This is a genomic window from Comamonas squillarum, assembly GCF_025309455.1.
Taxonomy (GTDB): domain Bacteria; phylum Pseudomonadota; class Gammaproteobacteria; order Burkholderiales; family Burkholderiaceae_C; genus Comamonas; species Comamonas squillarum.
This window is the reverse complement of sequence record NZ_CP104377.1, coordinates 794,057-820,159: the sequence shown is the minus strand read 5'-3', so window position 1 is coordinate 820,159 and position 26,103 is coordinate 794,057. Positions and strand designations below refer to the sequence as shown.

General features: G+C 64.2%; 22 protein-coding genes. 15 read left to right on the top strand and 7 right to left on the bottom strand.

The features are described 5' to 3' along the window. Positions 1-17: 17 nt before the first annotated feature. The 8 genes from N4T19_RS03850 (at position 18) to prmB (ending at position 9,421) form a co-directional block, all read left to right on the top strand. Positions 18-1,088 (top strand): GTP pyrophosphokinase, encoded by a 1,071-nt coding sequence (locus N4T19_RS03850; RefSeq protein WP_260719514.1) that lies wholly within the window; start codon positions 18-20, stop codon positions 1,086-1,088. A gap of 298 nt (positions 1,089-1,386) precedes the next feature. Beyond that, a complete protein-coding gene (locus N4T19_RS03845) occupies positions 1,387-2,718 on the top strand; it encodes a polyhydroxyalkanoate depolymerase (RefSeq protein WP_116925567.1) in 1,332 nt (443 codons plus the stop codon). Positions 2,719-2,723: 5 nt separating this feature from the next. Further along, a complete protein-coding gene (locus tag N4T19_RS03840) occupies positions 2,724-3,488 on the top strand; it encodes an RnfABCDGE type electron transport complex subunit B (RefSeq protein WP_409935196.1) in 765 nt (254 codons plus the stop codon). A gap of 103 nt (positions 3,489-3,591) precedes the next feature. Then, positions 3,592-4,800 (top strand): succinyldiaminopimelate transaminase, encoded by a 1,209-nt coding sequence (dapC, locus tag N4T19_RS03835; protein WP_260719513.1) that lies wholly within the window; start codon positions 3,592-3,594, stop codon positions 4,798-4,800. Between the two features lie 3 nt (positions 4,801-4,803). Beyond that, positions 4,804-5,628 carry a 2,3,4,5-tetrahydropyridine-2,6-dicarboxylate N-succinyltransferase gene (gene dapD / locus N4T19_RS03830; RefSeq protein WP_116925564.1) on the top strand — a complete coding sequence of 275 codons (825 nt, stop codon included), beginning with the start codon at positions 4,804-4,806 and terminating at the stop codon, positions 5,626-5,628. A gap of 184 nt (positions 5,629-5,812) precedes the next feature. Further along, complete coding sequence (locus N4T19_RS03825) at positions 5,813-6,973, top strand: PilT/PilU family type 4a pilus ATPase (RefSeq protein ID WP_021028493.1); 1,161 nt, start codon at positions 5,813-5,815, stop codon at positions 6,971-6,973. Positions 6,974-7,249: 276 nt separating this feature from the next. Beyond that, positions 7,250-8,398, top strand: coding sequence for a succinyl-diaminopimelate desuccinylase (dapE, locus tag N4T19_RS03820; protein WP_116925563.1), 1,149 nt, complete (start codon positions 7,250-7,252; stop codon positions 8,396-8,398). A gap of 111 nt (positions 8,399-8,509) precedes the next feature. Beyond that, a complete protein-coding gene (gene prmB / locus N4T19_RS03815) occupies positions 8,510-9,421 on the top strand; it encodes a 50S ribosomal protein L3 N(5)-glutamine methyltransferase (protein ID WP_182341142.1) in 912 nt (303 codons plus the stop codon). 19 nt (positions 9,422-9,440) lie between these two features. Here the strand turns inward: prmB and N4T19_RS03810 are convergent, their stop codons facing one another. Further along, positions 9,441-10,328 (bottom strand): ferritin-like domain-containing protein, encoded by an 888-nt coding sequence (locus N4T19_RS03810; protein WP_243419299.1) that lies wholly within the window; start codon positions 10,326-10,328, stop codon positions 9,441-9,443. A 264-nt stretch (positions 10,329-10,592) separates the two neighbouring features. On the opposite strand from N4T19_RS03810, the gene N4T19_RS03805 reads away from it, so the two are divergent. The 3 genes from N4T19_RS03805 (at position 10,593) to N4T19_RS03795 (ending at position 13,281) form a co-directional block, all read left to right on the top strand. Beyond that, positions 10,593-12,641: an ABC-F family ATP-binding cassette domain-containing protein gene (locus N4T19_RS03805; RefSeq protein WP_260719512.1), complete on the top strand. Its 2,049-nt coding sequence runs from the start codon at positions 10,593-10,595 to the stop codon at positions 12,639-12,641. Positions 12,642-12,663: 22 nt separating this feature from the next. Next, positions 12,664-12,978, top strand: a complete 315-nt coding sequence (locus N4T19_RS03800) for a cupin domain-containing protein (RefSeq protein WP_116925560.1) — start codon at positions 12,664-12,666, stop codon at positions 12,976-12,978. Positions 12,979-13,056: 78 nt separating this feature from the next. Then, positions 13,057-13,281: a hypothetical protein gene (locus tag N4T19_RS03795; protein WP_116925559.1), complete on the top strand. Its 225-nt coding sequence runs from the start codon at positions 13,057-13,059 to the stop codon at positions 13,279-13,281. 45 nt (positions 13,282-13,326) lie between these two features. On the opposite strand, the gene N4T19_RS03790 is transcribed toward N4T19_RS03795, so the two are convergent. Then, on the bottom strand, positions 13,327-15,069 hold the full coding sequence (locus N4T19_RS03790) for a long-chain fatty acid--CoA ligase (protein ID WP_260719511.1): 1,743 nt from the start codon (positions 15,067-15,069) through the stop codon (positions 13,327-13,329). A 69-nt stretch (positions 15,070-15,138) separates the two neighbouring features. Then, on the bottom strand, positions 15,139-15,756 hold the full coding sequence (locus N4T19_RS03785; RefSeq protein WP_260719510.1) for a hypothetical protein: 618 nt from the start codon (positions 15,754-15,756) through the stop codon (positions 15,139-15,141). A gap of 231 nt (positions 15,757-15,987) precedes the next feature. Between N4T19_RS03785 and N4T19_RS03780 the strand changes: the two genes are divergently transcribed. The 4 genes from N4T19_RS03780 to N4T19_RS03765 are packed head-to-tail and all read left to right on the top strand — an operon-like array spanning position 15,988 to position 19,339. Next, on the top strand, positions 15,988-16,995 hold the full coding sequence (locus tag N4T19_RS03780; protein ID WP_260719509.1) for an ABC transporter substrate-binding protein: 1,008 nt from the start codon (positions 15,988-15,990) through the stop codon (positions 16,993-16,995). 9 nt (positions 16,996-17,004) lie between these two features. After that, positions 17,005-17,793: an ABC transporter ATP-binding protein gene (locus tag N4T19_RS03775; RefSeq protein ID WP_021024935.1), complete on the top strand. Its 789-nt coding sequence runs from the start codon at positions 17,005-17,007 to the stop codon at positions 17,791-17,793. A gap of 2 nt (positions 17,794-17,795) precedes the next feature. Next, on the top strand, positions 17,796-18,638 hold the full coding sequence (locus tag N4T19_RS03770; RefSeq protein WP_243419297.1) for an ABC transporter permease: 843 nt from the start codon (positions 17,796-17,798) through the stop codon (positions 18,636-18,638). 35 nt (positions 18,639-18,673) lie between these two features. Continuing rightward, complete coding sequence (locus N4T19_RS03765) at positions 18,674-19,339, top strand: cysteine hydrolase family protein (RefSeq protein WP_260719508.1); 666 nt, start codon at positions 18,674-18,676, stop codon at positions 19,337-19,339. 55 nt (positions 19,340-19,394) lie between these two features. On the opposite strand, the gene hrpA is transcribed toward N4T19_RS03765, so the two are convergent. From hrpA to N4T19_RS03745, 4 genes are all read right to left on the bottom strand, one after another. Next, positions 19,395-23,468 carry an ATP-dependent RNA helicase HrpA gene (gene hrpA / locus N4T19_RS03760; RefSeq protein ID WP_260719507.1) on the bottom strand — a complete coding sequence of 1,358 codons (4,074 nt, stop codon included), beginning with the start codon at positions 23,466-23,468 and terminating at the stop codon, positions 19,395-19,397. Between the two features lie 81 nt (positions 23,469-23,549). Further along, complete coding sequence (locus N4T19_RS03755) at positions 23,550-24,302, bottom strand: glycine-rich domain-containing protein (protein ID WP_260719506.1); 753 nt, start codon at positions 24,300-24,302, stop codon at positions 23,550-23,552. Between the two features lie 48 nt (positions 24,303-24,350). Continuing rightward, on the bottom strand, positions 24,351-24,956 hold the full coding sequence (locus N4T19_RS03750; protein WP_116925751.1) for a flavin reductase family protein: 606 nt from the start codon (positions 24,954-24,956) through the stop codon (positions 24,351-24,353). Positions 24,957-25,035: 79 nt separating this feature from the next. Continuing rightward, a complete protein-coding gene (locus N4T19_RS03745; protein ID WP_116925552.1) occupies positions 25,036-26,031 on the bottom strand; it encodes a tripartite tricarboxylate transporter substrate binding protein in 996 nt (331 codons plus the stop codon). Between the last annotated feature and the right edge of the window lie 72 nt (positions 26,032-26,103).

Sequence of the window (26,103 nt, the reverse complement as noted above, 5' to 3'; positions counted from 1 at the left end):
CTTTGCTGCCCTGCCCCATGCCCGCTCGCGATTTTGAATCCCGCAAACAGGAATTCCTGGATTTCTACGCCGCCCAGTTGCCCACCCTCAAGGCAGCGGCGGCCTCGTTCAATGCGCTGATCCACGCCATCTTGAGCAACCTCGAGGGCGTCAACATCGCCAAGTTCGAGTGCCGGGTGAAGACCGCTGACGAATGCGTGCGCAAGTTCAAGCGCAAGTACCGCAACTTTGTCGAGGACCAGTCCGAGGACTATGCCATCGAGGACTACATCACCGACCTGATCGGCGTGCGCGTGGTCTGCCTCTATGAGGACGAGCCACCGGCCATCATGTCCCGGGTGCGCGAATATTTCGATGTGATCGAGATCACCGACAAGACCTCACCGATGGAAGACTCGGAGTCCGAGTTTGGCTACAAGGGCATCCATATGGACCTGCGGCTCAACCAGCAGCAGGCACAGCTGACCGAGCACCAGGCCTATGCCGACCAGGCCTTCGAGCTGCAGATCCGCACCATCATCCAGGACTCCTGGAGCGAGCTGGACCACAAGATCAAGTACAAGAAGTCCATCCCGACCAACCTCAAGCGCCGCATCAACATTCTGTCGGCGCTGTTTGAACTGGCCGACCGCGAGTTCTTGCAGATCCGCAATGAGACCAGCCAGGCGCTGGCGCTCTCGCGTGCCGAGGACGAGGTCGACGGCCCCCTGGGCGATGGCCTGGGCGACCACAACGAGCCGCTCGATGCCTTCAGCTTTGTCGCCTTTGGCCACAAGCACTTCCCCGGCTATGAGTTTGACCCGCAGAAGGTGGAGTTCTTCCTGGACGAGTTGCTGCATGACTTTGCCGTGCGCCACGCCGGCTGGCTGTTTGCCGTGGTGCAAAAGCATGTCACCACCGTGCGCCACTACAAAGCCGATTTCCAGCACCGCTACCCGTCCAGCAGCTTCAACCCCTTCACGGTGATGCGCCACTGCCTCTACCTGGAGGACAAGCAGCGCTTTCGCAAAACGCTGCGCAACTCCGCGCGTGAGGCCTTTGAGGAATGGTTGCAGCGCCAGCCCGCCAACAGCACCAGCGAAGACTGAGCGGCCAGAGCGTCCTGCCCTGATCTACAGGCCCTGTCTACCCAGGGCAAGCCCGGGCATGGGGCCAGAGCAATAGCCTAGCAAGACCCTCAGTCATTAGTTAAAATCAATCTTTGTAACTACGCCCATCCGAGTGGCTGCATTGCAGCGGCCATGCGGGTGGCAGGCCGGTGTAGCACACAGTGGGCAGCGGCGCAGAACCCAGCGCCAGCACCCTCCCCGTGTTTACGAGCATGGCTGGCCATGCTTTCTGACGCGCGCTGCTGCTATATTGCGATGCAACAATCACGGAGTTTTGATGCTGTACCAACTGTATGAAACCCAGCGGGCCCTGATGGAGCCCTTTGCAGAATACGCCCACGCCACCTCGAAGATGCTGAGCAATCCGCTGTGGCCGATCAGCCAGACGAACACCGCCCAGCGCGCCTCGGCGGGCTTTGATCTGTTCTACCGGCTGGGCAAGGACTATGAAAAGCCCGCCTTTGGCATCACCACCATCGAGGCCAACGGCCATGAGATCGCGATCCACGAGCGCGTGGAGCTGACCAAGCCTTTTTGCGAGCTGCGCCGCTTCAAGCGCTTCTCGGACGACCAGACCAGCCTGGCGGCGATGAAGCAGCAGCCCGTGGTGCTGGTGGTGGCGCCGCTCTCGGGCCACTACGCCACCCTGCTGCGCGAGACGGTGCGCACGATGCTGGCCGACCACAAGGTCTACATCACCGACTGGACCAATGCGCGCCTGGTGCCGCAGACCGAGGGCATCTTCCACCTCGATGACTATGTCAACTATGTGCAGGAGTTCATCCGCCATATCCAGGGCATCTACGGCAACTGCCATGTGGTGAGTGTCTGCCAGCCCACGGTGCCGGTGCTCGCCGCCGTCTCGCTGATGGCCAGCCGCGGCGAGAAGACCCCGCTGTCGATGACCATGATGGGTGGCCCCATCGATGCGCGCAAATCGCCCACCACGGTGAACAACCTGGCCACCACGCACGATCTGCAGTGGTTCGAGTCGAACGTGATCCATCCGGTGCCCGGCAACTTTCCCGGTGCCGGCCGCCTGGTCTACCCCGGCTTTTTGCAGCACATGGGCTTTGTCAGCATGAACCCTGACCGCCATGCGATGAGCCATTACGACTACTTCAAGGACCTGCTCAAGGGCAACGAAGACAGCGCCGAACACCACCGCAAGTTCTACGACGAGTACAACGCCGTGCTCGACATGGATGCGGCCTACTACCTGGAAACCATCAAGACCGTGTTCCAGGACTTTGCGCTGGTCAAGGGCACCTGGGAGGTGCGCTCGCCCGAAGGCAATCTGGAGCTGGTCAAGCCCCAGGACATCCGCCACAGCGCGCTGCTGACGGTCGAGGGCGAGCTTGATGACATCTCTGGCTCGGGCCAGACCCAGGCCGCGCATGACCTGTGCACCGGCCTCAAGGCGGTCGACACCCGGCACTTTGAAGTCAAGGGCGCGGGGCACTACGGCATCTTCAGCGGCAAGCGCTGGCGCACCATGGTCTACCCGATGCTCAAGGACTTCATCCTCGCCAACAACCGCATCGAGGATCGCCCTGCAGGCAGCGTAAAATCGGCCACTTCCAAGCAGAATACTTTGCACACGGTGTGATCGATATCCCCAAAACCAGCGACCAGCCAGCCTCAGCGCTGGCTGTTTTCATTGGCGCCATTGATGCGGCCCTGCCGCAGACCCAATGCACGCGCTGCGGCTACCCCGACTGCCGCCACTATGCCCAGGCCATTGCCCAGGGCGAGGCCGCGATCAACCAATGCCCGCCCGGCGGCCAGGAAGGCGTGGCGCGGCTGGCGGCCATCACCGGCCAGCCTGCGCTGCCGCTGAACCCGGACAACGGCCTCGAAGCCGTGCGCGTTGTCGCCCGCATCGATGAGAACTGGTGCATCGGCTGCACCTTGTGCATCAAGGCCTGCCCGACCGATGCCATCCTGGGCGCGAACAAGCGCATGCACACCGTCATTGCCGAGGCCTGCACCGGCTGCGAGCTGTGCCTGCCGGTCTGCCCGGTCGATTGCATTGAACTGGACAACGCCAGCGGCGAGGCCACCGGCTGGGCCGCCTGGAGCCCGGCGCAAGCCGATGAGGCCCGGCTGCGCTACCACAGGCACCAGCAGCGCCTGCACGGCGCCAACCGCACGCAGGTGCCCAGTCCAACTGCCAGCCCAGCGGGCACGCCGCACGCTGCCCCCGCAGCCCTCAGCGCTCAGGCGGCCCAGGCTGCTGCCGTCAGCGCAGCAGCATCGCAAAATACCGCGGCCAGCAAGGCCAACCTGGCCGCGCCGGCCGCTGCCGACAAAAAGGCAATCCTGGCCGCCATTTTGACCAAAGCCAAGCAGCAACAAGGCGGCAACCACTCGTCTTAATGGCTGCGCGGCGCTGGGTAGCCGACAAAGGCCGCCAAGCCCCTACCGGGCATGACAGAACGGCGCAAAAAAACAAGCGCCGCTGCACCATAATGGCTGGCTTATGAACCCCTTGCTCCAGAAACTGCAGCCCTACCCGTTTGAGCGCCTGCGCCAGTTGTTTGCCGGTGTCACGCCGCCCGCAGACCAGTCGCCCATCAGCCTGGGTATCGGTGAGCCCCGCCACCCCACCCCCGCCTTCATCGAGCAGGCGCTCTCGGACAACCTGGCCGGCCTGTCGGTCTATCCGGCCACCGCTGGCACGCCGGCACTGCGCGAAGCCTTTGCTGCATGGCTGTCCACGCGCTACGGCCTGCAGGTGGATGGACACAAGCACACCTTGCCCGTCAATGGCAGCCGCGAGGCACTGTTTGCGTTCACGCAGACGGTGGTCAACAGCAGCAAGCCAGGCCCGGTCGTGCTCTGCCCCAACCCCTTCTACCAAATCTACGAAGGCGCGGCCCTGCTCGCGGGCGCCACGCCCTACTACGTGCCCAGCATCGCCAGCAAGAACTTTGCCGTCGACTGGGCCAGCGTGCCCGAGGACATCTGGCAGCGCACCCAGCTGATCTTTGTCTGCTCGCCGGGCAACCCCACCGGCGCCGTGATGCCGCTTGACGAGTGGAAAAAGCTGTTTGAGCTGTCCGACCGCTATGGCTTTGTCATTGCGTCTGACGAGTGTTACAGCGAAATCTACTTCCGCGACGAGCCACCACTGGGCGGCATGCAGGCAGCAGCGCAACTGGGCCGCAGCGATTTCCGCCGCCTGGTCTCGTTCACCAGCCTGTCCAAGCGCAGCAATGTGCCGGGCCTGCGCAGCGGTTTTGTCGCGGGCGACGCCGAGCTGATCAAGGCCTTCACGCTCTACCGCACCTACCAGGGCGGCGCGATGAGCCCGCCGGTGCAGGCGGCCAGCATTGCGGCCTGGGGTGATGAGCGCCATGTCGAAGACAACCGCGAGCAATACCGCCGCAAGTTTGCCGAAGTCACGCCCGTGCTGTCGGCCGTGATGGACGTGCAGTTGCCCGATGCCAGCTTCTACCTCTGGGCCGGCGTGCCCCCAGAGATGGGCTTGTCCGACACCGAGTTCGCACGCGAACTCTATGCCCAATACAATGTCACGGTTCTGCCAGGCAGCTATCTGGCCCGTGACTTCAACGGCAGCAACCCAGGCGCCGGCCGCATCCGCATGGCCCTGGTGGCCCAGACGGCCGAATGCCTGGAAGCCGCTCAGCGCATTGCCCAATTCATTCAATCCTGGAAAAAAGCCTAAACCATGACGCAACAACTGCAAACCATCATCGAATCCGCCTGGGAAGCCCGCACGACGCTCTCGCCTGCCTCGGCTCCCAAAGAAATCGTCGATGCGGTCGACCATGTGATCAACGCCCTGGACCAGGGCGAGCTGCGCGTGGCCACCCGTGAAGGCGTGGGCCAGTGGACCGTGCACCAGTGGATCAAGAAGGCCGTGTTGCTGTCGTTCCGCTTGAAGGACAACGCGCTGGTGCAAGCCGGCGACCTGAACTTCTACGACAAAGTGCCCACCAAGTACGCGGGCATGTCCGAAGCCGATATCGCCGCCACCGGCGTGCGCGTGGTGCCGCCCGCTGTGGCCCGCCGCGGCAGCTATGTGGCCAAGGGCGCCATCCTGATGCCTTCCTACGTGAACATTGGCGCCTATGTGGGCGAAGGCACCATGGTTGACACCTGGGCCACCGTGGGCTCCTGCGCACAAGTGGGCAAGAACGTCCACCTCTCGGGCGGCGTGGGCCTGGGCGGCGTGCTCGAACCGCTGCAAGCCAACCCCACCATCATTGAAGACAACTGCTTCATCGGCGCCCGCTCCGAAATCGTCGAAGGCGTGATCGTCGAAGAAAACTCGGTCATCTCGATGGGCGTGTACATCAGCCAGTCCACGAAGATCTATAACCGCATGACCGGCGAAGTCACTTATGGCCGCGTGCCTTCGGGTTCGGTGGTGGTCAGCGGCTCCATGCCTGCCAAGGACGGCAGCCACAGCCTGTACTGCGCGGTGATCGTCAAGCAAGTGACGCCCGAGACCCGCGCCAAGACCAGCATCAACGACCTGCTGCGCGACTGATCTGCCGCCCAGGGATTCTCTGTATAACCCTCGCCAGGCAACCCATCAGCCCTGCAAGCTTTGCGCTGCAGGGCTTTTTTGTGGCCGTTTGGCTTGCGGTTGGGTTGCAGCGCGGGCGCAACATCGTTTATTGACTGCGTAGCTAAGCCTACAATCTCTGCACAAATTACTGGAGGGAACGGACATGGGAACCATGGAGCGAATCTTGCGCCTGATGGCAGACAACAAGGCCTCGGATGTCTATCTGTCAGCCAATGCGCCTGCGCTGGTCAAGATCCAGGGCGAATGCATCCCCCTCAACAACCAGACCTTGACACCGGATGCGCCGCGTACCCTGCTCGCCGAGATCGTGCCGCCCGAGCGCATCGAAGAGCTGGACGAAACCGGGGAGCTCAACATTGGCGTGCCGCTCGAAGGCGTGGGCCGTTTCCGCGTCAGCGCCATGCACCAGCGCGGCAGCTGCGCCGTGGTCATCCGCTATGTGCCCCAGGACATCCCCAGCCTGGAGCAGCTGGAGCTGCCCGAGATCTTCCAGGACCTCATCATGGCCCGGCGCGGCCTGGTGCTGTTTGTCGGCGCCACCGGCTCGGGCAAGAGCACGTCGCTCGCCGCAATGATCGACCACCGCAACGGCCAGCAAAGCGGCCATATCCTGACGGTGGAAGACCCGATCGAGTACCAGTTTTCCAACCGGCGCTCGATCATCAACCAGCGCGAGGTGGGCAGCGACACCGCCTCACTGCAGACCGCGCTGAAGAACGCGCTGCGCCAGGCGCCCGATGTGATCATGATTGGCGAAATCCGCGACCGCGAGACCATGTCGGCGGCCATTGCCTACGCGCAGTCCGGCCACCTGTGCCTGGCCACCTTGCACGGCAACAACAGCTACCACGCGCTCAACCGGATCCTGAGCTTCTACCCGGTCGAGGTGCGCCCCACGATGCTGGGTGACCTGTCATCGGCGCTGCGCGCCGTGGTCTCGCAGCGCCTGGTCAAGACGGTCTCGGGCAAACGCACCGCTGCCATCGAGGTGATGCTCAACACCAAGCTGGTGGGCGAGATGATCGAGCAAGGCAACTTCTCGGCCGTGCGCGAAGCGATGGAAAAGTCGATGGCCGAAGGCTCGGTGACCTTTGAAGGCGCACTGGCCGCACTCATCCACAGCGGCAAGATCAGCCGCGAAGAAGGCCTGGCCAACTCCGACTCGCCAACCAACCTGATGTGGCGGCTGCAGAACGACTTCCAGATGGCGGCCAATGCCGCCAAGGCCCAGGTCGCTGCCAAGCCCGAGCTCGACGACGCGGCCTCGTTCACCGAAATCGTGCTCGACGTGAACCAAGAGTAAGATAGCGGCCGTTGCCCCTAGGGATGCTCTGCAAAACCCTCGCCAAGCGGGATGGACGTGGATCGGGATGAGCCGCAAGGCGTCTTTTGCAGTCAATAGCCGTAGCTATTGACAAGGAAGACAACGCAGCGGATCGCCCGAGCCCGCGTTCAGACCACGGCAGGGAGTTTTGCAGAGGTCCCTAGGGCAGCGCGCCACGACGCCGTGGCCATATGCCCTGAATGCGGCCTGCGGGCCGCATTGTTGTTGACCTCCCCGCCCACTTTCTTTGACGCCATGTCCCGCACCCTGCAACTGACCGAGCAACTGATCGCCCGTCCCTCCGTGACGCCCAACGACGAAGGCTGTCTGGAAATGATTTCCGACCTGCTCCAGCCGCTGGGTTTTGCCTGCGAGCGCATGGACAGCGGCCCCGACAGCTTTCGGGTGAGCAACCTCTGGGCGCTGCGCCGCAGCGGCGTGGCGGGCGCCAAGACCGTGGTCTTTGTCGGCCACACCGATGTGGTGCCCACCGGCCCGCTGGAGCAGTGGAACTCGCACCCCTTCACCCCCTCGCACCGCGATGGCAAGCTGTATGGCCGTGGCGCCAGTGACATGAAGACCTCGATCGCCGCCTTTGTCGTGGCCGCCGAGGAGTTTGTCGCCCAGAACGCTGCAGCGCCGCTGGATATCGCGCTCTTGCTGACCAGTGACGAAGAAGGCCCGAGCGTGGACGGCACCGCGGTCGTCGTCGAGCAGCTGCGCCAGCGCGGCCAGGTGCTGGACTACTGCCTGGTGGGCGAACCCACCGCCGTGCAAAAGCTCGGCGACATGGTCAAGAACGGCCGGCGCGGCAGCCTGACGGGCAAGCTCACCATCCATGGTGTGCAAGGCCATATCGCCTACCCACAGCTGGCCCGCAACCCCATCCACCAGGGCCTGGGCGCGCTGGGCGAACTGGCCAGCACCGTGTGGGACGAAGGCAATGCCTTCTTCCCGCCCACCAGCTTCCAGATGAGCAATATCCATGCGGGCACGGGCGCGGGCAATGTGATCCCGGGCCAGATGGTGGTGGACTTCAACTTCCGCTTCAGCACCGAATCGACGGCCGAAAACCTCAAGGCCCGCGTCAAATCCACCCTGGAGCGCCATGCGCTCGAGTACGACCTGAAGTGGACCCTGGGCGGCAAGCCCTTCCTGACCACACCCGGCGTGCTGGTGACGGCCGTGCAGCAGGCGATCCGCGATGAAGTGGGGCTGGAGACCACCTTGTCGACCACTGGCGGCACCAGCGACGGCCGTTTTGTCGCCGATATCTGCCCGGAAGTCATCGAGATCGGGCCATCGAACGCCACCATCCACAAGATCGACGAGTGCGTGGCCGTGGCCGATATCGAGCCGCTGAAAAACATCTACCGCCGCATTCTGGAAAACCTGGCGCGCTAAGAACCTGTTCAAAGCCAGTACCCAGATAGCCCTGGCGCCAGCCTTGCCTGGTGCCGTGCAGCTGTCATCAAGCCTACAATGGCGGTCTTTGATTTTTGCCTGAGTTGAGCCATGACCACCATCCGCACCCTGATTGATGACAGCGCAGCAGCGCTCAGCGCTGCCGGTGTGCATTTTGGCCATGGAACGACCAATGCGCAGGACGAAGCGAGCTGGCTGGTGCTGTGGTCACTGGGCCTGCCGGTGGACAGCGACACCAGCCCGGATGGCGCAGACTCAGTCGCAAGCCAATCGGTGAGTGACGTGCAGCGCAGCAAACTCGAGCAACTGATCGCCGAGCGCATCCGCAGCCGCAAGCCAGCCGCTTATCTGACCCAGCAGGCCTGGCTGCAAGGTGTCCCCTTCTACATCGACGAGCGCTCCATCGTGCCGCGCAGCCTGATTGCCGAGCTGCTGGCCGATGGCAGCATTGACGACTGGCTGAGCGACAAGACGCGCCAGGTGCTGGACCTGTGTACCGGCAACGGCAGCCTCGCATGCCTGGCCGCCATGGCCTACCCCGATGTGCAGGTCACCGGCGCCGATCTGTCTGCCGATGCGCTGGCCGTGGCCCGCATCAATGTGGACCAACATGGCCTGCAAGAGCGCGTGCAGCTGGTTCAATCAGACGGCATGGCCAACGCCCGCGGCCCCTGGGACCTGATTCTCTGCAATCCACCCTATGTCAACGCCCAGAGCATGGCCAGCCTGCCGCTGGAATACCAGGCCGAGCCGGTGCTGGCGCTGGCTGGTGGCCAGGACGGCATGGACTTTGTGCGCGGCCTGATTCTGGAGCTGCCCCAGCGCCTGAGCGAAGACGGTGTGCTGGTGCTGGAGATTGGCAACGAGCGCGCCTACTTTGAAGCCGCCTTCCCTGGCCTGCCGGTGTTCTGGATGGACACCAGCGCCGGCGACGACCAGGTGCTGCTGCTGACCCGCGAAGCGCTGATGCACTGGACGCAGGAACAGCCTACGCAGCTCTGAAGGCCCAGCTCGGCTTGCATCAGTAGGCCAGCATTTTGCAGGCCAGCCGGCTGATCGGCCGGTGCAGACAGGACTCCAGCCTGGGCGGCAGCAGCATGGGCTTGAGCAGCATCTGCACTGCCAGTTGGGCCGGCAATCCGGTGCTGATCAGGTGGTAGATGCGCTGGGCGACATCGTCAAAGCTGCGCTGCCGGTCGGCAAACAGATCGCCCTTGTTGGCGAACACATGGCGCAGCGCCACATCGGAATCACTCTCGCGCAATTCTTTCAAGCGGCTGTACAGCGCCTTCGCAATGCGCAGCCGGCCAACGGGCTCCTGGGCCTGCAGGCTTTTGAAGTAGCTCAAGAAATGCTTGAAGTGGCCGACCTCGTCATTGCGGATATGGCCCAGCAGCTCGGTCAGCACCGGCTCCTGGCTGAGCGCGCGCAAGGTGTGGTAGTAGGCCGTGGTGCCCGTCTCCACCACGCAGCGCGCCACCATCTCCAGGCGCGGGTCTTCCAGTAAAGCCTCTTGCGTGCACAGCAGCGAATACTCGGCAAAAAAGCTGTCATAGGCCTTTTGCCAGTCAAAACTGGGCCAGACCGCCTCCACATAGCGCCGCAGCGATTCGCCGTGCTGCAGCTCCTCATGCTCCCAGCGCTCTTGCAGCCAATGCTGGATGTCCGGGTAGCGGGCATAGTGCGCGCCCAGGTTGGCGGCATAGGTGTCCGAGCCGGTCTCGACAAAGGAGGCGCTCATCAGCAGGTAGAACATGTCCTCGTCGTGGGCCACCGCGCCATGGTCGATCTGCGCATACGGAATGTCGGCCAGCTGCCAGTGGGACCGCGCCGCTGCAGCCGCGCCCAGGCTGTGTGCTGGCTGGCGGTCACCGGCAGTCCGTCCATGCATTTCAGAGGCTGTTGTCATAGCAATGTCCTTGTGATTGCCATCACTGAAATATGGCGTTTGCACACTGCAGTATGGCCCTGTGGCCGGGGCTTGGGTAGGCCCAGGCCGGTGTCAGCGCCCAACACCTGCCGCCTCCTACAAGGGCATGCGGCATTGGCCTACCTGGGCTTGCAGCAGGCGCCTGGGCGAACGCCAATGGCGCAAGCCGTGCGGCCAACCCCTGCCCGCTATGCCCCGCATAGCGCTGGGCCAAGCCCAGGGCGGCGATAATCGAGGCCATTCATGATTACGCTGAAAAATATCACCCTGCGCCGCGGCACCAAAGTGCTGCTTGACGGCGTCACCACCACCATCAACCCAGGCGAATCGGTGGGCCTGGTTGGCCGCAATGGCGCTGGCAAGTCCACGCTGTTTGCGCTGCTCAACGGCTCGCTGACGGAAGACGGTGGCGATTTCCACATCCCCGCCCAGTGGCGCATGGGCCAGGTGGCCCAGCACATGCCCGAAACCGAGGAATCGGCCACCCAGTTCGTGCTGGAGGGCGACACCCGCCTGGTTGAAGTACAGGCCCAGCTCGAGGCGGCCGAGGCGTCTGGCGACGGCATGGCCCTCGCCCAGGCCTATGCCGACCTGGCCGATGCCGGCGCCCACGATGCCGTGCCGCGCGCGCAGGCGCTGATCCTGGGCCTGGGCTTCAAGGTCCAGGAGCTGGAGCACCCGGTCAACAGCTTCTCGGGCGGCTGGCGCATGCGCCTGCAGCTGGCCCGCGCGCTGATGTGCCCCAGCGATCTGCTGCTGCTCGACGAACCGACCAACCACTTGGATCTGGACGCCCTCGTCTGGCTCGAAGCCTGGCTCAAGCGCTACCCCGGCACCCTGATCACCATCAGCCATGACCGCGAATTTCTCGACGCGATCACCAATGTGACCCTGCAGATCCAGGGCGGGCAACTGACACGCTACGGCGGCAACTACAGCCGCTTCGAAGAGCTGCGTGCCCAGCAGCTGGAGCTGCAGCAGGCCAGCTTTGCCAAGCAGCAAGAGAAGATGGCGCATCTGCAAAAGTTCATTGACCGCTTCAAGGCCAAGGCCAGCAAGGCCAAGCAGGCGCAAAGCCGGGTCAAGCAGCTCGACCGCATGGAGAAAATTGCGCCCGTGCTGGCCGAGGCCGAGTTCACCTTCGAGTTCAAGGAGCCAGCCAACCTGCCCAATCCAATGCTGGCGATCACCGATGCCGCCTTTGGCTATGAGGACGAAGACGGCAAGCAGACCACGATCTTGCAAGGCGTCAACCGCTCGGTGCTGGCAGGCCAGCGCATCGGCATTCTGGGCGCCAATGGCCAGGGTAAATCGACCCTGGTCAAGACCATTGCCCGTGAGATGAAGGCCCTGGCCGGCACCGTGACCGAAGGCAAGGGCCTCAATATCGGCTACTTTGCCCAGCAGGAGCTGGACGTTTTGCGCCCGAGCGAAAACCCGCTCGAGCACATGATCCGCCTGGCCAAGGAAATAGGCAGCGAAGGCAACAGCGCGCGTGAGCAGGACCTGCGCAACTTCCTGGGCACCTTCAACTTCAGCGGCGACATGGTCAAGCAGTCCGTGGGCAGCATGAGCGGTGGCGAAAAAGCCCGCCTGGTGCTGGCGATGATCGTCTGGCAGCGCCCCAACCTGCTGCTGCTCGATGAGCCAACCAACCACCTGGACCTGGCAACCCGCGAAGCGCTGGCGATGGCACTGAACGACTTTGACGGCACTGTGATGCTGGTCAGCCATGACCGCCATCTGCTGCGCGCCGTCTGCGAGGACTTCTGGATGGTCGGCCGTGGCCAGGTCGGCCCCTTCGATGGCGATCTGGACGACTACCAGCGCTACCTGCTGGACGAATCCAAGCGCCTGCGCGAAGAAGCACGCCAGGCCGATATGCAATCGCGCAACAAGGATGCATCGCCCGCGCCAGCATCTGTTGCCGCGCCAGTCGCGGCACCGGTGGCTGCGCCCGTGCCTGCACCAGCCCCTGCCAAGGCCGAGCCCCTGGGCGACCCCAAGGAAGCCCGCCGCCTGGCCGCCGCCGCCCGCCAGCAACTGGCCGACAAGACCAAGCCCTTCAAAAAAGAGCTCGAACAGATCGACAAGAAGCTGCCCCAGCTCAACGCGCAGCGCGATACGCTGGAGACCAAGCTCGCGACCCCGGGTCTGTCGGGTGCCGATATCGTCGAGGCCGGCAAGCAGCTGAGCGCCGTCAATGGCGAGATTGAGCAGCTCGAAGAGCGCTGGCTGGAGCTGTCCGAGCAGATCGAGGCCATCAGCCAGGAGTTGAACGCGACCGCTTAAACGGCCGACGTACAGACACACCATGCAACGCATCATCCGCAGCCAGGACTTCACCGCCGAGCGCCCCTGGGGCGCCCAGGACATTGCCCAGATGAACGGCACCAGCGTCCGTTTGCACTGGACGGACCAGCCCTATATCTGGCATGTCAACGACGGCGAGGAAGTCTTTGCGGTGATGCAGGGCCTGGTGGTGATGCACTGGCGCGAGGCGGGCGAAGAAAAGCAAACCCTGCTGCAGGCCGGCGATATCTTCCACGCCGGCGTAGGCTGCGAGCATGTGGCCCACCCGCAGGGTGAAGCGCGGATTTTGGTGATTGAAAAGGCTGGAAGCGTGTAGCCTGCACCCTACATCAGGCCGGGCAGAGACCGCAGCGCCCACCTACACTGGCTGGCTCACCACGAGCCTCAGAACGCCATGCATGAAGACCCACCCCGCGACAGCGGCGAGCGCAATGTTCGCCTCTTTTTTGGAATCTTGCTAGGGCTGTTTGTCGCGGGCGTAATCGGCTTTAAAACCTACCCAAGCTGGACGACTTGGGCCATCCTCTGCGTTGTCTGCCCGGTGGTTTGTGGCTGGTTAGCGGTGCAGTATGGCGACGGGTTTTGGTTCAAGATGCTGCGCCTCATGCGCTGGTGGTAGTGCATCCCTCCCCGCCTATGCGCCTGCAGGCATCCCACGGCACCTTTACTCCTTTTCCTGCAGCAAGCGCCACATCACCTTGCCGCTGCCACTCTTGGGCAGCTGATCTACCAACTGCACCAGGCGCGGCGCCTTGTACACCGCCATATGTCCACGGCACCAGTCGATGATGTCCTGCGCGCTGACAAGGCCCTGCTGGCCTTGGCGCAACACCACCACAGCCTTGACGGTCTCGCCCCGGTATTCATCGCGGGCCGCGATCACGCAGGCCTCCAGGATGGCAGGGTGGCGGTACATGAGGCTCTCGACCTCGGCCGGCCAGACCTTGTAGCCGCTGGCATTGATCATGCGTTTCAAGCGATCGGTCAGAAAGAAATACCCGTCGGCATCGCGGTAACCCAAGTCCCCGGTGCGGAAAAAGCGCTGCCCGCCCACCTCAACGAAGCTGGCGGCGGTGGCAGCGGGCTGCTTCCAGTAGCCCTGCAGCACCTGCGGGCCTCGCACCACAATCTCGCCCACCTCACCATCGGCCATGGGCTGCAAGGTTTCGGGGTCGATCACCAGCGACTGCATGCCGATGTGCGGCAGCCCCAGGCACTGCTGCTTGGGATGCTCGTAGGGATTGGCGTGCGAGGCGCCGCAGGTCTCGGTCATGCCATAGCCCTCGATATAGTCCAGGCCCCAGACCTCCTTGACCCTTTGCGCCACCGACTGCGGCATCGCCGCGCCCCCGCCGCCCATGTAGACCAGGCTGCGGGTGTCCATCTGCGCCAGGTGCGGGCTGGCCAGCAGATCGACCACCATCGTCGGGATATTGGCCCAGTGCGTCACCCGGTAGCGCGCCATCAGCGCGGCCGCCAGCTGCCGGTCCCAGCGCGGCATGATCACCAAGGTGGCCCCGGCGCAAATCAGCACATGCATGATCGACACCATGCCGGTGATATGGAACATCGGCGCCACGACGAGGTTCACGCTCTCGGTGCTTTGCCGGCCCCAAAGCACACCCGCCATGGCCGCATGCTGCACATGGCTGTGCGCATGGATACAGCCCTTGGGCAGGCCGGTGGTGCCGCTGGTGTAGGGCAGGATCGCCATATCGCTGGCCGCTACCTCCACGGCGGGGGGCTCGGCACGGCACTGGACGGCATCGAGCCACCGGCTGACCGTGGTGGCACCCAGCAGATCGGCACCCGGCAAAGGCTGGTTGCCCAGCAGCCAAGGCTGCCAGGCAGGTGGAAAATCCGGCTGCGCCGCCGCATCGGCGGGCATGGTGTCCGACAAATGGCTGATGACCAGGTGCGCCAGCTGCTGCTCGGGCGGCAGGCTGCTACTGGCCTGGCACAGCGCAGGGGCCAGATCGGCGGTGGTGATCGCTACGCGCGCATCGGCATCGCTGATGTAGTGGGCCAGCTCGGCAGCGGTATTCATCGGGTTGACGGGCACCACCACCGCATTGGCGCGCAGGATCGCGTAATGGGCCAGCACCAGCTGCGGGCAGTTTTGCATCAGCAAGATGACCCGGTCGCCCTTGCGCACGCCTTGCTGGTACAGATGGGCGGCCAGCCGCTCGGTCTGTTCGCACATCTGGCCATAGCTGATGGCCTGGTCAAAAAACACCAGTGCGGCATGGTCCGGATAGCGCCGGGCATTGACGGCCAGGTTGTCCCAGACCGAGGTGGCCGGCATGGTCAGCTGCCGGGGCACACGCCCGGGCCAATAGGCGGATATCGGGGCAGATACCGGGGCAGAGGTTGAAGTGGAGGCAGGCAGGTCTGCAGCAGCGGTCATGGCGGGTCCCGAACATTCAAAGCGAGTTGCGGTCCAGTATGCCCAGCGGCCCAGGCACAAGGCCGTCGCTTAGGGGACCGGCAAGCCCCGGTGTGACGCACCCTGTTGTTGCACCCAGTGCAGTACCGCATGCCAGCGCTGGGCAGCGGCTGCCAGCCGCTCCCGTTCCGCACCGGGCCCGGCCTGGCGCCAGGCGATATCGGCCATCACCGCGTCTTGCCACATCTGCGCCTGCTGCTCGACCTGGGCCTGCTGGAACTGGGCGAGCAGCTCCACCGGCGATGCACTGGGCGTATAGGCATAGGGGTTGATTCCATGGCGCCAAAAGCGCCACTGCAGGCCCAATGCCTGCCAGGTTACCGCCCTGCCCTGCAGCCGCTGCCAGTGGTGAAAGGCCTCGTGTGCGAGCCACCCTGCGACCAATGGATCGCCAAGGCGCAGGCACTGGCGCGGGTCTGATGCTGCAAAACAGAGGGCTGGCATCGACACAAAGCCGCCGTTGAACGACAGCGCACGCCGCGTATCGCCCAACCGGCGCAGGTACAGGCGCATGCGCGACCAGCCCGGGTGCTGCGGCTGGCCAAAATAACGCGCCAGTAGCGCCCATTCGTCGCCCGTGAGTGGCCGAGACCAGAACAGCGCGCGCCGCAGACTGTGGATCCATGGGTTCGCGATTCGCCGCGGCATCAACGCGGGCCCCTGAAACGGCTGTCTCGGGCGACCCTAAAACTTCGCCCTACACCCAATAGGGGTGCCCAGTCCTGATGGTTAACACCGATCCTCGGCGCGCACGATAAATTGGATACTGAATACATAACAAGACATTGCCTTGGCAAATTCAGCATTTATTTCGGCATTGTTCTTGCATGAAGCTGTTTTTAGTCATCCGTCACTATTTTCTGTATACAAGGAGTGGGTATGAAGAAAATGTTTCGCCGCCGTGCGGCTGTTATTGCTTCCATGCTGGCGGCGCTGCTGCCGCTGTCGGCAGCCCAGGCGCAGACAGCGCACAAGATACGGTACGAGGAGGTGGTGCGCTCGGTGCTCTATGTTCCCATGTATGTGGGCATCCAAAAGGGGATGTTCAAGGACGCGGGCATCGAGATGAGCATGAAAACCTCGCAGGGCACCGACAAGGGCATGGCCGCCCTGCTCTCGGGCAGCGCCGATATTGTGCTGATTGGCCCCGAAGCATCGATCTATGTCGCCAACAGCGAGTCGCCGGTCAAACCCATTGTGTTTGCCGGACTGACTGCCACTGACGGCTTTTTGCTGATGGGCCGCAAACCCGATGCGAATTTTGACTGGAGCAAGCTCAAGGGCAGCAAGATCATGTCCTTCCGCCCGGGCTCCAACCCCGATATCTTTCTGGAGGCGGCCCTGCGCAAAAAGGGGCTTGATCCGAAGAAAGACGTTACGCTGGTCAGCAATATCGGCCCGGCCGCGCGCACTGGCGCCTGGCTGGCGGGGCAAAACGACTACGCGACCTTTCTGGAGCCCGAGGCCAGCAGCTTGGAAAAACAAGGCAAGGCCTTCCCGCTGGGCGCAGTGGGCAAAGAGGTGGGCATGGTCGACTACACCGTGTTCACCACCACCGACGCCTACCTGAAGAAAAACCGCGCCGCCGTGCAGGCCTGGACCCAAGCGGTGGCGAAAGCCCAGCAGTACACCGCAGCTGCGCCCGCAGGCGAGCTGGCCGATCTGGTGGGCAGCTATTTCACGGGCCTGAGCAAGGCCGAGCTGGTCAGCGCCATTGAGCGCTACCAGCAGCTGCAGCTGTGGAAGAAGACGCCGATGGTCGAGAAGCAGGCCATGGACCAGCTGCAGGACATGCTGGTGCAAGGCGGCGTGCTGGAGGCCGGCAAAAAGGTCGACTACGCCCGCTTTGTCGACATGGGCCTGGTGCAGAGCCTGGCGCAAAAATAAGGAGTTGCGATGACCCACCCCTACCGCGTCCATGTCGACAACGTCTCCTTGCGCTATTTCACACCCCAGGGCGAAACCCAGGCGCTGCAGAACATCAACCTCTCGGTCAAGGCAGGCGAATTCATCAGCCTGATTGGCCAGTCGGGCTGCGGCAAGAGCACCTTGCTGTCGATCCTGGCGGGCATTTTGCCGCCGTCCAGCGGCACCGTGCTGGTCGATGGCCAGACCATCGTCGGCCCCAACCCGCGCATAGGCTACATGCTGCAGCAGGACTACCTCTTCGAGTGGCGCACCATTTTGGAGAACACCTTGCTGGGCGCCCAGATCCAGAACAAGGACCTGGCCGCTGCCGAAAAGCGCGCCACGCAGCTGCTGCACAAATGCGGCATGGGCGACTACCTGCACCACTACCCACGCCAGCTCTCGGGGGGCATGCGCCAGCGCGTGGCCCTGGCCCGCACCCTGGTCACCAACCCGGACGTGGTACTGCTCGACGAGCCGTTCTCGGCGCTCGACTCGCAAACCCGCTTGTCGATTGCCGATGAGGTGGTCGATGTGCTGCGCGACGAAGGCAAGTCGGTGATCCTGGTCACGCACGACATCGGCGAGGCCATTGCGATGACCGACCGCGTCATCGTGCTCTCTCGCCGGCCTGGCCGCATCAAATCGGTGCACCACATGGACTTTCCCTCGCAGGGGGGCAAACGGCCCACGCCTTTTGAGGCCCGAGGCTGCCCGGAATTCAACGATTACTTCAATGTGCTGTGGGACGAGATCGACGCCCACGTGGAAGGCTAAGCATGAGCACCGTCATGAACACCACCAACACGGCGGCCCCGGCCCAGGCCGATACCCGCAGCCCCGAATACCGCCAGTGGCTGGCCCAGATCCAGCGCCGCAAGCGCCTGGTGGCACTGAGCCGCGCAGGGCTCTTGCTGGCCTTTTTGCTGATTTGGGAACTGCTCGCGCGCAGCCACATCCTCAACCCCATGCTCACCAGCTACCCGTCTGCCGTGCTGCCTACCCTGGTCGATCTGGCCCGCAACGGCGACCTGCTGGGCCACACCTGGATCACCTTCAAGGCCACAGTGATCGGCTTTGTCGTCAGCATGCTGCTGGGCATCGGCATGGCCGCCATGCTGTGGTGGAGCAGCTTTTTGAAAAAGGTGCTCGATCCTTTCCTCGTGATCGCCAATGCCATGCCCAAGATTGCCTTTGTGCCGATCTTCTACATCTGGCTGGGCTCGGAATACTCGGTTTACGGCATGGCCGTCGCCATCTCGCTGTTCATCACGATCATGGTCGTCTATGAAGGCTTTCTGGCCATCGACCCCAACAAGATCAAGCTGGCCACCACCTTGGGCGCCAGCAAGGCCCAGGTGATGAAGTATGTGGTCTTCCCCGGCAGCGTGCCCGCGGTGATTGCTGCGATCAAGATGAACATTGGTCTGTCCTTGATCGGCGTGATCGTCGGCGAGTTCCAGTCCTCCAGCGCCGGCCTGGGCTTTTTGATCGTCAATGGCAGCCAGGTGTTCAAGCTCAATGTGGTGATGGCCTCGATCGTCGTGCTGGCGCTGCTGTCGGCCGTGATGTACATGGCCGTCACCCGCCTGGAAAAAAGCGTGCAGCACCGCTACGCCTGAGCTGTTTCCCATCTACACCAGAAAAGATATTCCCCATGCAGTTTGAGCCCTGGATTGAAGAGCGCGTGCTGGCCCGCCAGGGGGTGCTCCACCCCTATGACCAGCTGGACGCCGCGACCACCGCCTTTGTCGTCGTGGACTTGCAGAACTACTACACCCAGCCTGGCTACCAGGGCGAATGCGCGCCGGCGCGTGCGATCTTTGCCAAGGTCAACCAGCTGGCGGCCGCCCTGCGCGCCAAGGGCGGCACCGTCGTGTGGATCAAGACCAGCGCCGATGGCGCCGACCAGTTCTGGTCGCACCACCACCGCCATATGCTCACGCCCGAGCGCAGCGCGCGCCGGCTGCTGGAGCTGGGCAGCGGCCACGCCGGTTTTGCGATGCCGCCTGCGCTCGATGTACAGCCAGGCGACCTCACGGTCGTCAAGCGCTGCTACAGCGCGCTGGCCCCCGGCGCCTCCGAGCTCGACGCCGTCCTCAAGGCGCAGGGCGTGCGCACCGTCTTGATCGGCGGCACCGTCACCAATGTCTGCTGCGAATCCACCGCGCGCGACGCGATGATGCTGGACTACGCCACCATCATGGTCGACGACGCGCTGGCCGCCGTGACGCCCTATGAGCATGTCCACAGCCTCAACAACTGGATGCTGTTCTTTGGCGATGTACTGACGGTGGACGAGGTGGTGGAACGCCTGGCGTGACAAAGAAAAACCGGCCATGTTGCGCAAGGCAGCATAGCCGGGTATCCCTAAGTCCTTACTGCTGCAACTGCTGCCAGACCTTGTCCAGCCGCTTGCTGCTGACCGGGTACGGCGTGCGCAGCTCCTGGGCAAAAAAGCTCACCCGCAGCTCTTCGAGCATCCAGCGGTACTCCTGCATGCGCGCATCGACCTGGCCCTTGCGCTCTGCCACCAGGCGCCAGTAGCGCTGCTCCAATGGCTGCAGCTCCTTCAACTTGGCGCTATCGCGCGCGGGGTCAGCCCGGTACTTATCGAGGCGTGCGGTGATCGCCTTCAGGTAACGGGCATAGTGGCCCAGCTGGGCCCAGGGCGCAATCGCGATAAAGTTCTTGGGCACCAACTTTTGCAGCTGCTGCTGGGCGTCGGCCGTGGCCTCAGGCGCGTTCTTGGTGTCCTTGATCTTGCGCACCGCCGCCATGTACTCCTGCAGCACCGCGCCTGCCATGCGCGCCACCTCGTTGGCGATCAGGGTCAGGCGCCCGCGCCCCTCCTGCACCCGCTGCTTGAACTGCTCGGCGTCCGCCGGTAGCGGCTCTTGCAAAAAGGCGCGGTCAATCGCCACATTGATGATCTGCTCGCGCAGCTCTTCCTGCGTGCCCAGCGGCATATAGCCCACCGCCATCTTCTGCAGATCGGGAATGTTCTTTTCCAGGTACTTGAGCGCATCGCGGATCTGCAGCGCAAACAGGCGCCGCAGGCCCAGCGCATGGCGGCTGGCCGCCACCTCGGGCTCGTCAAACACCTCGATGCCGACACCGTTGCCGTGGTCGATCAGTGCCGGGAAACCAATCAGCGTCTGGTTGCCCTTTTTGATCTCCATGAGCTCGGGCAAGGCGCCAAAGCTCCAATCGGTCCAGAGCTTGTCGGCGGCAAGCACGGGCCCCTGGGCCTTGCTGTGCGCCGCAGCGCTGGCTGCAGGTGCCTCCAACTTGCCACCTTGCTTGGCAGCGGCGGCAGGCGCTTGCGCCGGCGCCGGGGCTGCCGCGCCATCGGCCTTCGGCGCGATCTTGAGCTCGGCCAGCGCCTGGAAGGCACCGCGCGCCTTGGCGCCCCACTGGGCCTTCAAGGCGCCCAGGTTGCGGCCCTGGCCCAGCTGGCGGCCATGCTCGTCGCTGATGCGGAAGTTCATGAACAGATGCGGGCTGAGCATGTCGAGCTTGAAGTCGGCCCGCTTGATGTCCAGCGAGGTCTCGTCGCGTGCCTGCTTGAGCAGCACCTCGACCAGGCTGCCGGCACCAAAGCGCTCGGCGCTGCCCAGCAGCTCGGCCAGGCGCTGGGCGTTTTCAGCCAGCGGCACAAAGCGGCTGCGCGGGCGCTGGGGCAGGCTTTTGAGCAAGGCCTGGATCTTGTCCTTGAGCATGCCCGGCACCAGCCATTCGGCGCGCTCCTCGCTCACCTGGTTGAGCACAAAGAGCGGCACCGTCACCGTGACGCCATCGCGCGCATCCCCGGGCTGGTGCAGGTAGCTGGCCGTGCAATCGACCCCACCCATCTTGATGGTCTTGGGGAAGGCGGCCGTGGTGATGCCGGCGGCCTCATGGCGCATCAGCTCATCGCGCGAGAGGCGCAGCAGATCGGGGTTGCGCGCGCTCTCGTCCTTGACCCAGCGCTCGAGCGCCCGGCCAGTGCAGATATCCTGCGGAATCTGCTGGTCGTAGAACGCATAGATGAGGGCATCGTCCACCAGCACGTCCTGGCGGCGGCTCTTGTGCTCCAGCTCCTCGACCTTGGCAATCAGCTTCTGGTTGGCCTGCAAAAACGGCAGGCGCGTCTCCCAGTCGCCCTCAACCAGCGCCTGGCGGATAAAGATATCGCGCGCGCCTTGCGGGTCGATCTTGCCGTAGCTGATGCGGCGCTGGCTGTAGACCACGAGGCCATACAGCGTGGCGCGCTCATAGGCAGCCACCTCGCCCTGCTTTTTCTCCCAATGCGGGTCCAGCAACTGCTTGCGCAGCAGATGCGCGCCCACCTGCTCGAGCCACTGGGGCTCGATGGCGGCAATGCCGCGCCCGTAGAGGCGCGAGGTCTCGACCAGCTCGGCCGCCACAATCCAGCGGCCCGGCTTTTTGGACAGGTGCGCGCCGGGGTGCGGGTGGAAGCGGATGCCGCGTGCGCCCAGGTAGCCATCGCCCTCCTCGGTCTTGAAACCGATATTGCCCAAGAGGCCCGAGAGCATCGACAGGTGCACGGCCTCGTAGCCAGCGGCCTCCTCGTTCATCGGCCAGCGCTGCTCCTTGACCACCGTCAGCAGCTGCGAATGGATGTCGCGCCACTCGCGCACGCGGCGGATATTGATGAAGTTCTGGCGCAGCAGCTGCTCCCACTGGCGGTTGCTGAGCTTGTGGCTGGCCTCGTCGGCCACCACGCTGTCCTGCGGCGTGAAAGCGGCCAGCGGCGCGGCGGACTCCACCGATGCAGTCGCACCGGTGCTGCGCTGGGCCACCGGCAAAAAGGCGGCATTGCGCCCTATCGCCTGGCCCTTGGCGGGGGCTGCTTGCTGGGCCATGTCCTTGCGGCTCTTGGCCACCACCTTGCCGCCACGCGCATCCTGCAGCCATTTCCACAGCCGCAGGTAGCCGCTGAACTCGCTTTTTTCATCGTCAAACTTGGCATGCTGCTGGTCGGCTTGCTGCTGGGCTTCGAGCGGGCGGTCGCGCACATCCTGCACGCTCAGCGCCGAGGCAATCACCAGCACCTCTGCCAGTGCGCCGCGCTCGCGCGCCTCCACAATCATGCGCGCCACGCGCGGGTCCAGCGGCAGGCGCGACAAAGCCTGGCCCATCGGCAGCAGCTCGCCTTGCTCATCGACCGCGCCCAGCTCGGCGAGCAGCTGGTAGCCGTCGGCAATCGCGCGGCCCGACGGTGCTTCGAGAAACGGAAAATTCACCACATCGCCCAGGCGCAAGGCCTTCATGCGCAGGATGACGCCGGCCAAGGACGAACGCAGAATTTCCGGATCGGTAAAGGGGCTGCGCGACTGGAAATCGGCCTCGTCATAGAGACGTATGCAGATGCCGTTGGCCACGCGGCCGCAGCGGCCAGCACGCTGGTTGGCCGCCGCCTGGCTGACGGGCTCGATCAGCAGCTGCTCGACCTTGCTGCGGAAGGAATAGCGCTTGACCCGGGCCGTGCCGGCATCGATCACATAGCGGATGCCGGGCACCGTGAGCGAGGTCTCGGCCACATTGGTGGCCAGCACAATGCGCCGGCCGGTATGGCCTTCAAAGATGCGGTCCTGCTCGGCCTGCGACAGGCGCGAGAAGAGCGGCAGCACCTCGGCATTGCGCAGCACCGGTGAGTGCTGCAGGTGCTTGCGCAGATGGTCGGCGGCCTCGCGGATCTCGCGCTCACCGGGCAGAAAAATCAGGATATCGCCGCCGGCCCCGCCGGTCCACAGCTCATCGACGCCATCAGCAATCGCATCGTTGAGGTCGTAGTCCTTGGCATCTTCAAAGGGGCGGTAGCGCATCTCCACCGGAAAGGTGCGGCCCGAGACCATGATCACCGGCGCCGGGCCCTGCGGGCCGGCGAAATGCTTGGCAAAGCGGTCGGCATCGATGGTGGCCGAGGTCACCACCACTTTCAGATCGGGGCGCTTGGGCAGGAGCTGGCGCAGGTAGCCGAGCAAAAAGTCGATATTGAGGCTGCGCTCATGGGCCTCGTCGATGATGAGCGTGTCGTATTGCTTGAGGAGCGGGTCGGTCTGCGTCTCGGCCAGCAAGATACCGTCGGTCATCAGCTTGACCGAGGCGTCCTTGGACAAGCGGTCCTGGAAACGCACCTTGTAGCCCACCACATCGCCCAGCGGCGTCTGCAGCTCTTCGGCAATGCGCTTGGCCACGCTGCTGGCCGCAATGCGGCGGGGCTGCGTGTGGCCGATCAAATGGCCGCGCACCTCCCCCTTGTCATTGGGGGCGGCATTGACCTTGCCGCGGCCCAGGGCCAGCGCAATCTTGGGCAACTGGGTGGTTTTGCCCGATCCGGTCTCCCCGCAGACGATGATGACCTGGTGGCGGTCCATGGCCTCCATGATTTCATCACGGCGGGCGGAGACTGGCAGGGATTCGGGAAACGTAATCTTGAGCGACATAGGGGCAGCATTATCCCCGCAGCAAGGCTCCACCGGTTGCGAAGCCGCAACATCGCCTTGGGCCCACGCAGGCTTTGCCGATCAATCGCTGCTGCCGCCCCCGCAACTGCTGCCGCCGCAACTGCTGCCACTGCAGCTGGATGCGCCGCCATCGCTGTCCGCGCCGCTGCTGGTGCTCGCCACATCGGCGCTATCGCCAGCGCTGCCGCTGTCGTCACGGTGGTCGCTGCCCGAGACCCCGCTGGATGTGTTGTCGGTGCTGTTGCTCGCCGCCGCTGCTGCCTGCGCAAATGCCGCAGCCCATTGGCCCAGCAAATCCGGCGGGTACAGCCAGCCGTCGTCTATCGCGGCAGCGGCATCTAGCGCAAACAACAGCGGTATGCCACCCAGCAGCGCACCCACCATATAACGCCGAGTCTGCATGGCCGCATTCCAGCTTGGCTGCATAGCTGCTGCCTGGTTCTGCGAAGCCCCAGCGCTGGCTGGCTGCGCCGGCAGATGGTGGAACATATGGCTAAAGGCCTGCTGGCAAAACTGCTGATAGCGCCGGGTGTCCAGGATAAAGGCATGCCACAGCGCATCGGCCAGGCGCGAGGGCATCTGCAGCTGCGGGCGGGGCGCCAGCCAGTGCATGATGAAAAACTGGCGCAGCGCCTCTTCGGCTTGCGCCAGGCTCGCGTCATTCAGATGCGGGTAGTCACGCCAGAGCGCCTTGCGGTAGGCAGCATCAAAGCGGTATTGCTGCAAAAAGCGCAGTTGCCGACGTTTGCGCAGGCTGCGCCAACCCAGCACGGCCAACAGCGCGGCAACGAGGGCGGCAAAGATCAGAAACATCAGGCCCACCCAGCGCCAAAGCTGGCGCGGATGCAGCCAGGCGCGCGATCACGCCTTGGGCACGGGCACATCAATCGCCTCCCCAATCGCATAGAAATGGCCACCCGCGACATAGTGCAAAGTGCGCAGGTCTTGCGGCGCTGTCTCGAAATGCCAGTGGCCCTCCCGGAACACCCGGTCATCGGCCCAGGCCCCGGTCACCTCGCCAATGAACAGGTCATAGCTGTGCTGGTTGTGGGGCTCGGGCACCAGGCGGCACTCCAGCCAGGCGGCGCAACCCGCCACCAAGGGCGTTTGCTGGCCGGGCGCCTCAAACAGCTGCACACCCGACTGGGCGAGTTTGTCCGGCTGCTGCAGCGCGCTGATGGTGCCCAACTCCACGGTCAAGGCGGCGATAGGCACGGTGGGCAGTTGCAGCGCAAAACGGCCGCTGGCCTCGACCAGCGCGCGGGTGCGCGTGGCCTTGTCCAGCACCACGGTCACCTTGGGCGGTGTGAAGTCCAGCGCGCAGGCCCAGGCGGCGGCCATCACATTGCGCTCTCCGGCATGGGCGGCGGACACCAGCACCGTGGGGCCGTGGTTGAGCAGGCGGTAGGCTTTTTCCAGCGCCACCGGTTGGAAATGGGGGTCGGCGCTGCCAGAGATCAGGTCCATAAAGGCGGTCTGCAAGTACAAGATGCCTCCATTGTGCATGCCTGCACCATGCAGTGCATCAACCCGCGCAGCCTCCCGGTCAATCGATACGGATCTGCGCGGCCTTGACCACCCGCGCCCATTTGTCGATCTCGGACTGCAGGCGCTGCGCCATCTCCTCGGGCGTGCCGGGGTCGGCTTCGGCGCCCGCCACATAGAGGCGCTGGCGCACTTCCTGGGCGCGCATCACCTGGTTGAAATCGGCATTGATCTTGGCAACGATCTCCTTGGGCGTGCCTGCCGGCGCAAACAGCGCCGCCCAGGAATAGGCCTCGTAACCGGGCAGGCCCTGCTCGGCAATGGTGGGCACCTCGGGCATCAGCGCCGAGCGCTTGGGGCTGGCAACGCCCAGCACGCGCACCTTGCCGCTCTTGATATGGCCGATGGCGGTGGGCGCATCGCTGAACATCATCGCCACCTGCCCGCCCAGCACATCGGTCATCGCCGGGGCGCTGCCCTTGTAGGGGATGTGCAAGAGCTTGGTGCCCGCATGCATGTTGAACAGCTCCCCGGCCAGGTGCGTGCCGCCACCATTGCCCGATGAGGCAAAGGCCAGGTTGCTGCCCGGCTTTTTCGCCAGCGCGATCAGCTCCTGCACGTTCTTGGCTGGCACGCTGGGGTTGACCACCAGGAACACCGGGAACATCGCCGCAAAGCTCACCGGCACAAAGTCCTTCTGGATGTCATAGCTCAGCTTGGGATGCAGTGAGGGGTTGACCGAATGGTGGATTGCGCCGACAAACAGGCTGTAGCCGTCGGCCGGTTGGCGGGCCGCCGTCTCCGCGCCAATGATGCCGCCGCCGCCAGCGCGGTTGTCGATAAAGGTGCCCTGGCCCCACAGCTGGCCCAGCGGCGGCACAAAGGCACGCGCGGTCGTATCGACCGGGCCGCCCGGCGGGAAGGGAACGATGAACTTCACCTGCTTGCTCGGGTAGTCGGCCGCATGCGCAGCCCCCGCATGCAGCAAAGGCAGGCCGGCGGCCAGAGGCGCTGCGCCCAGCGCCAGCAGCTGGCGGCGGTTCATGGTGGTGGTCATGCTTGTCTCCTGACTATTTTTTGCAAAACCGCCATCATCGGCCCGGCGCGCCGGTTTGCCCACACCTGCGCC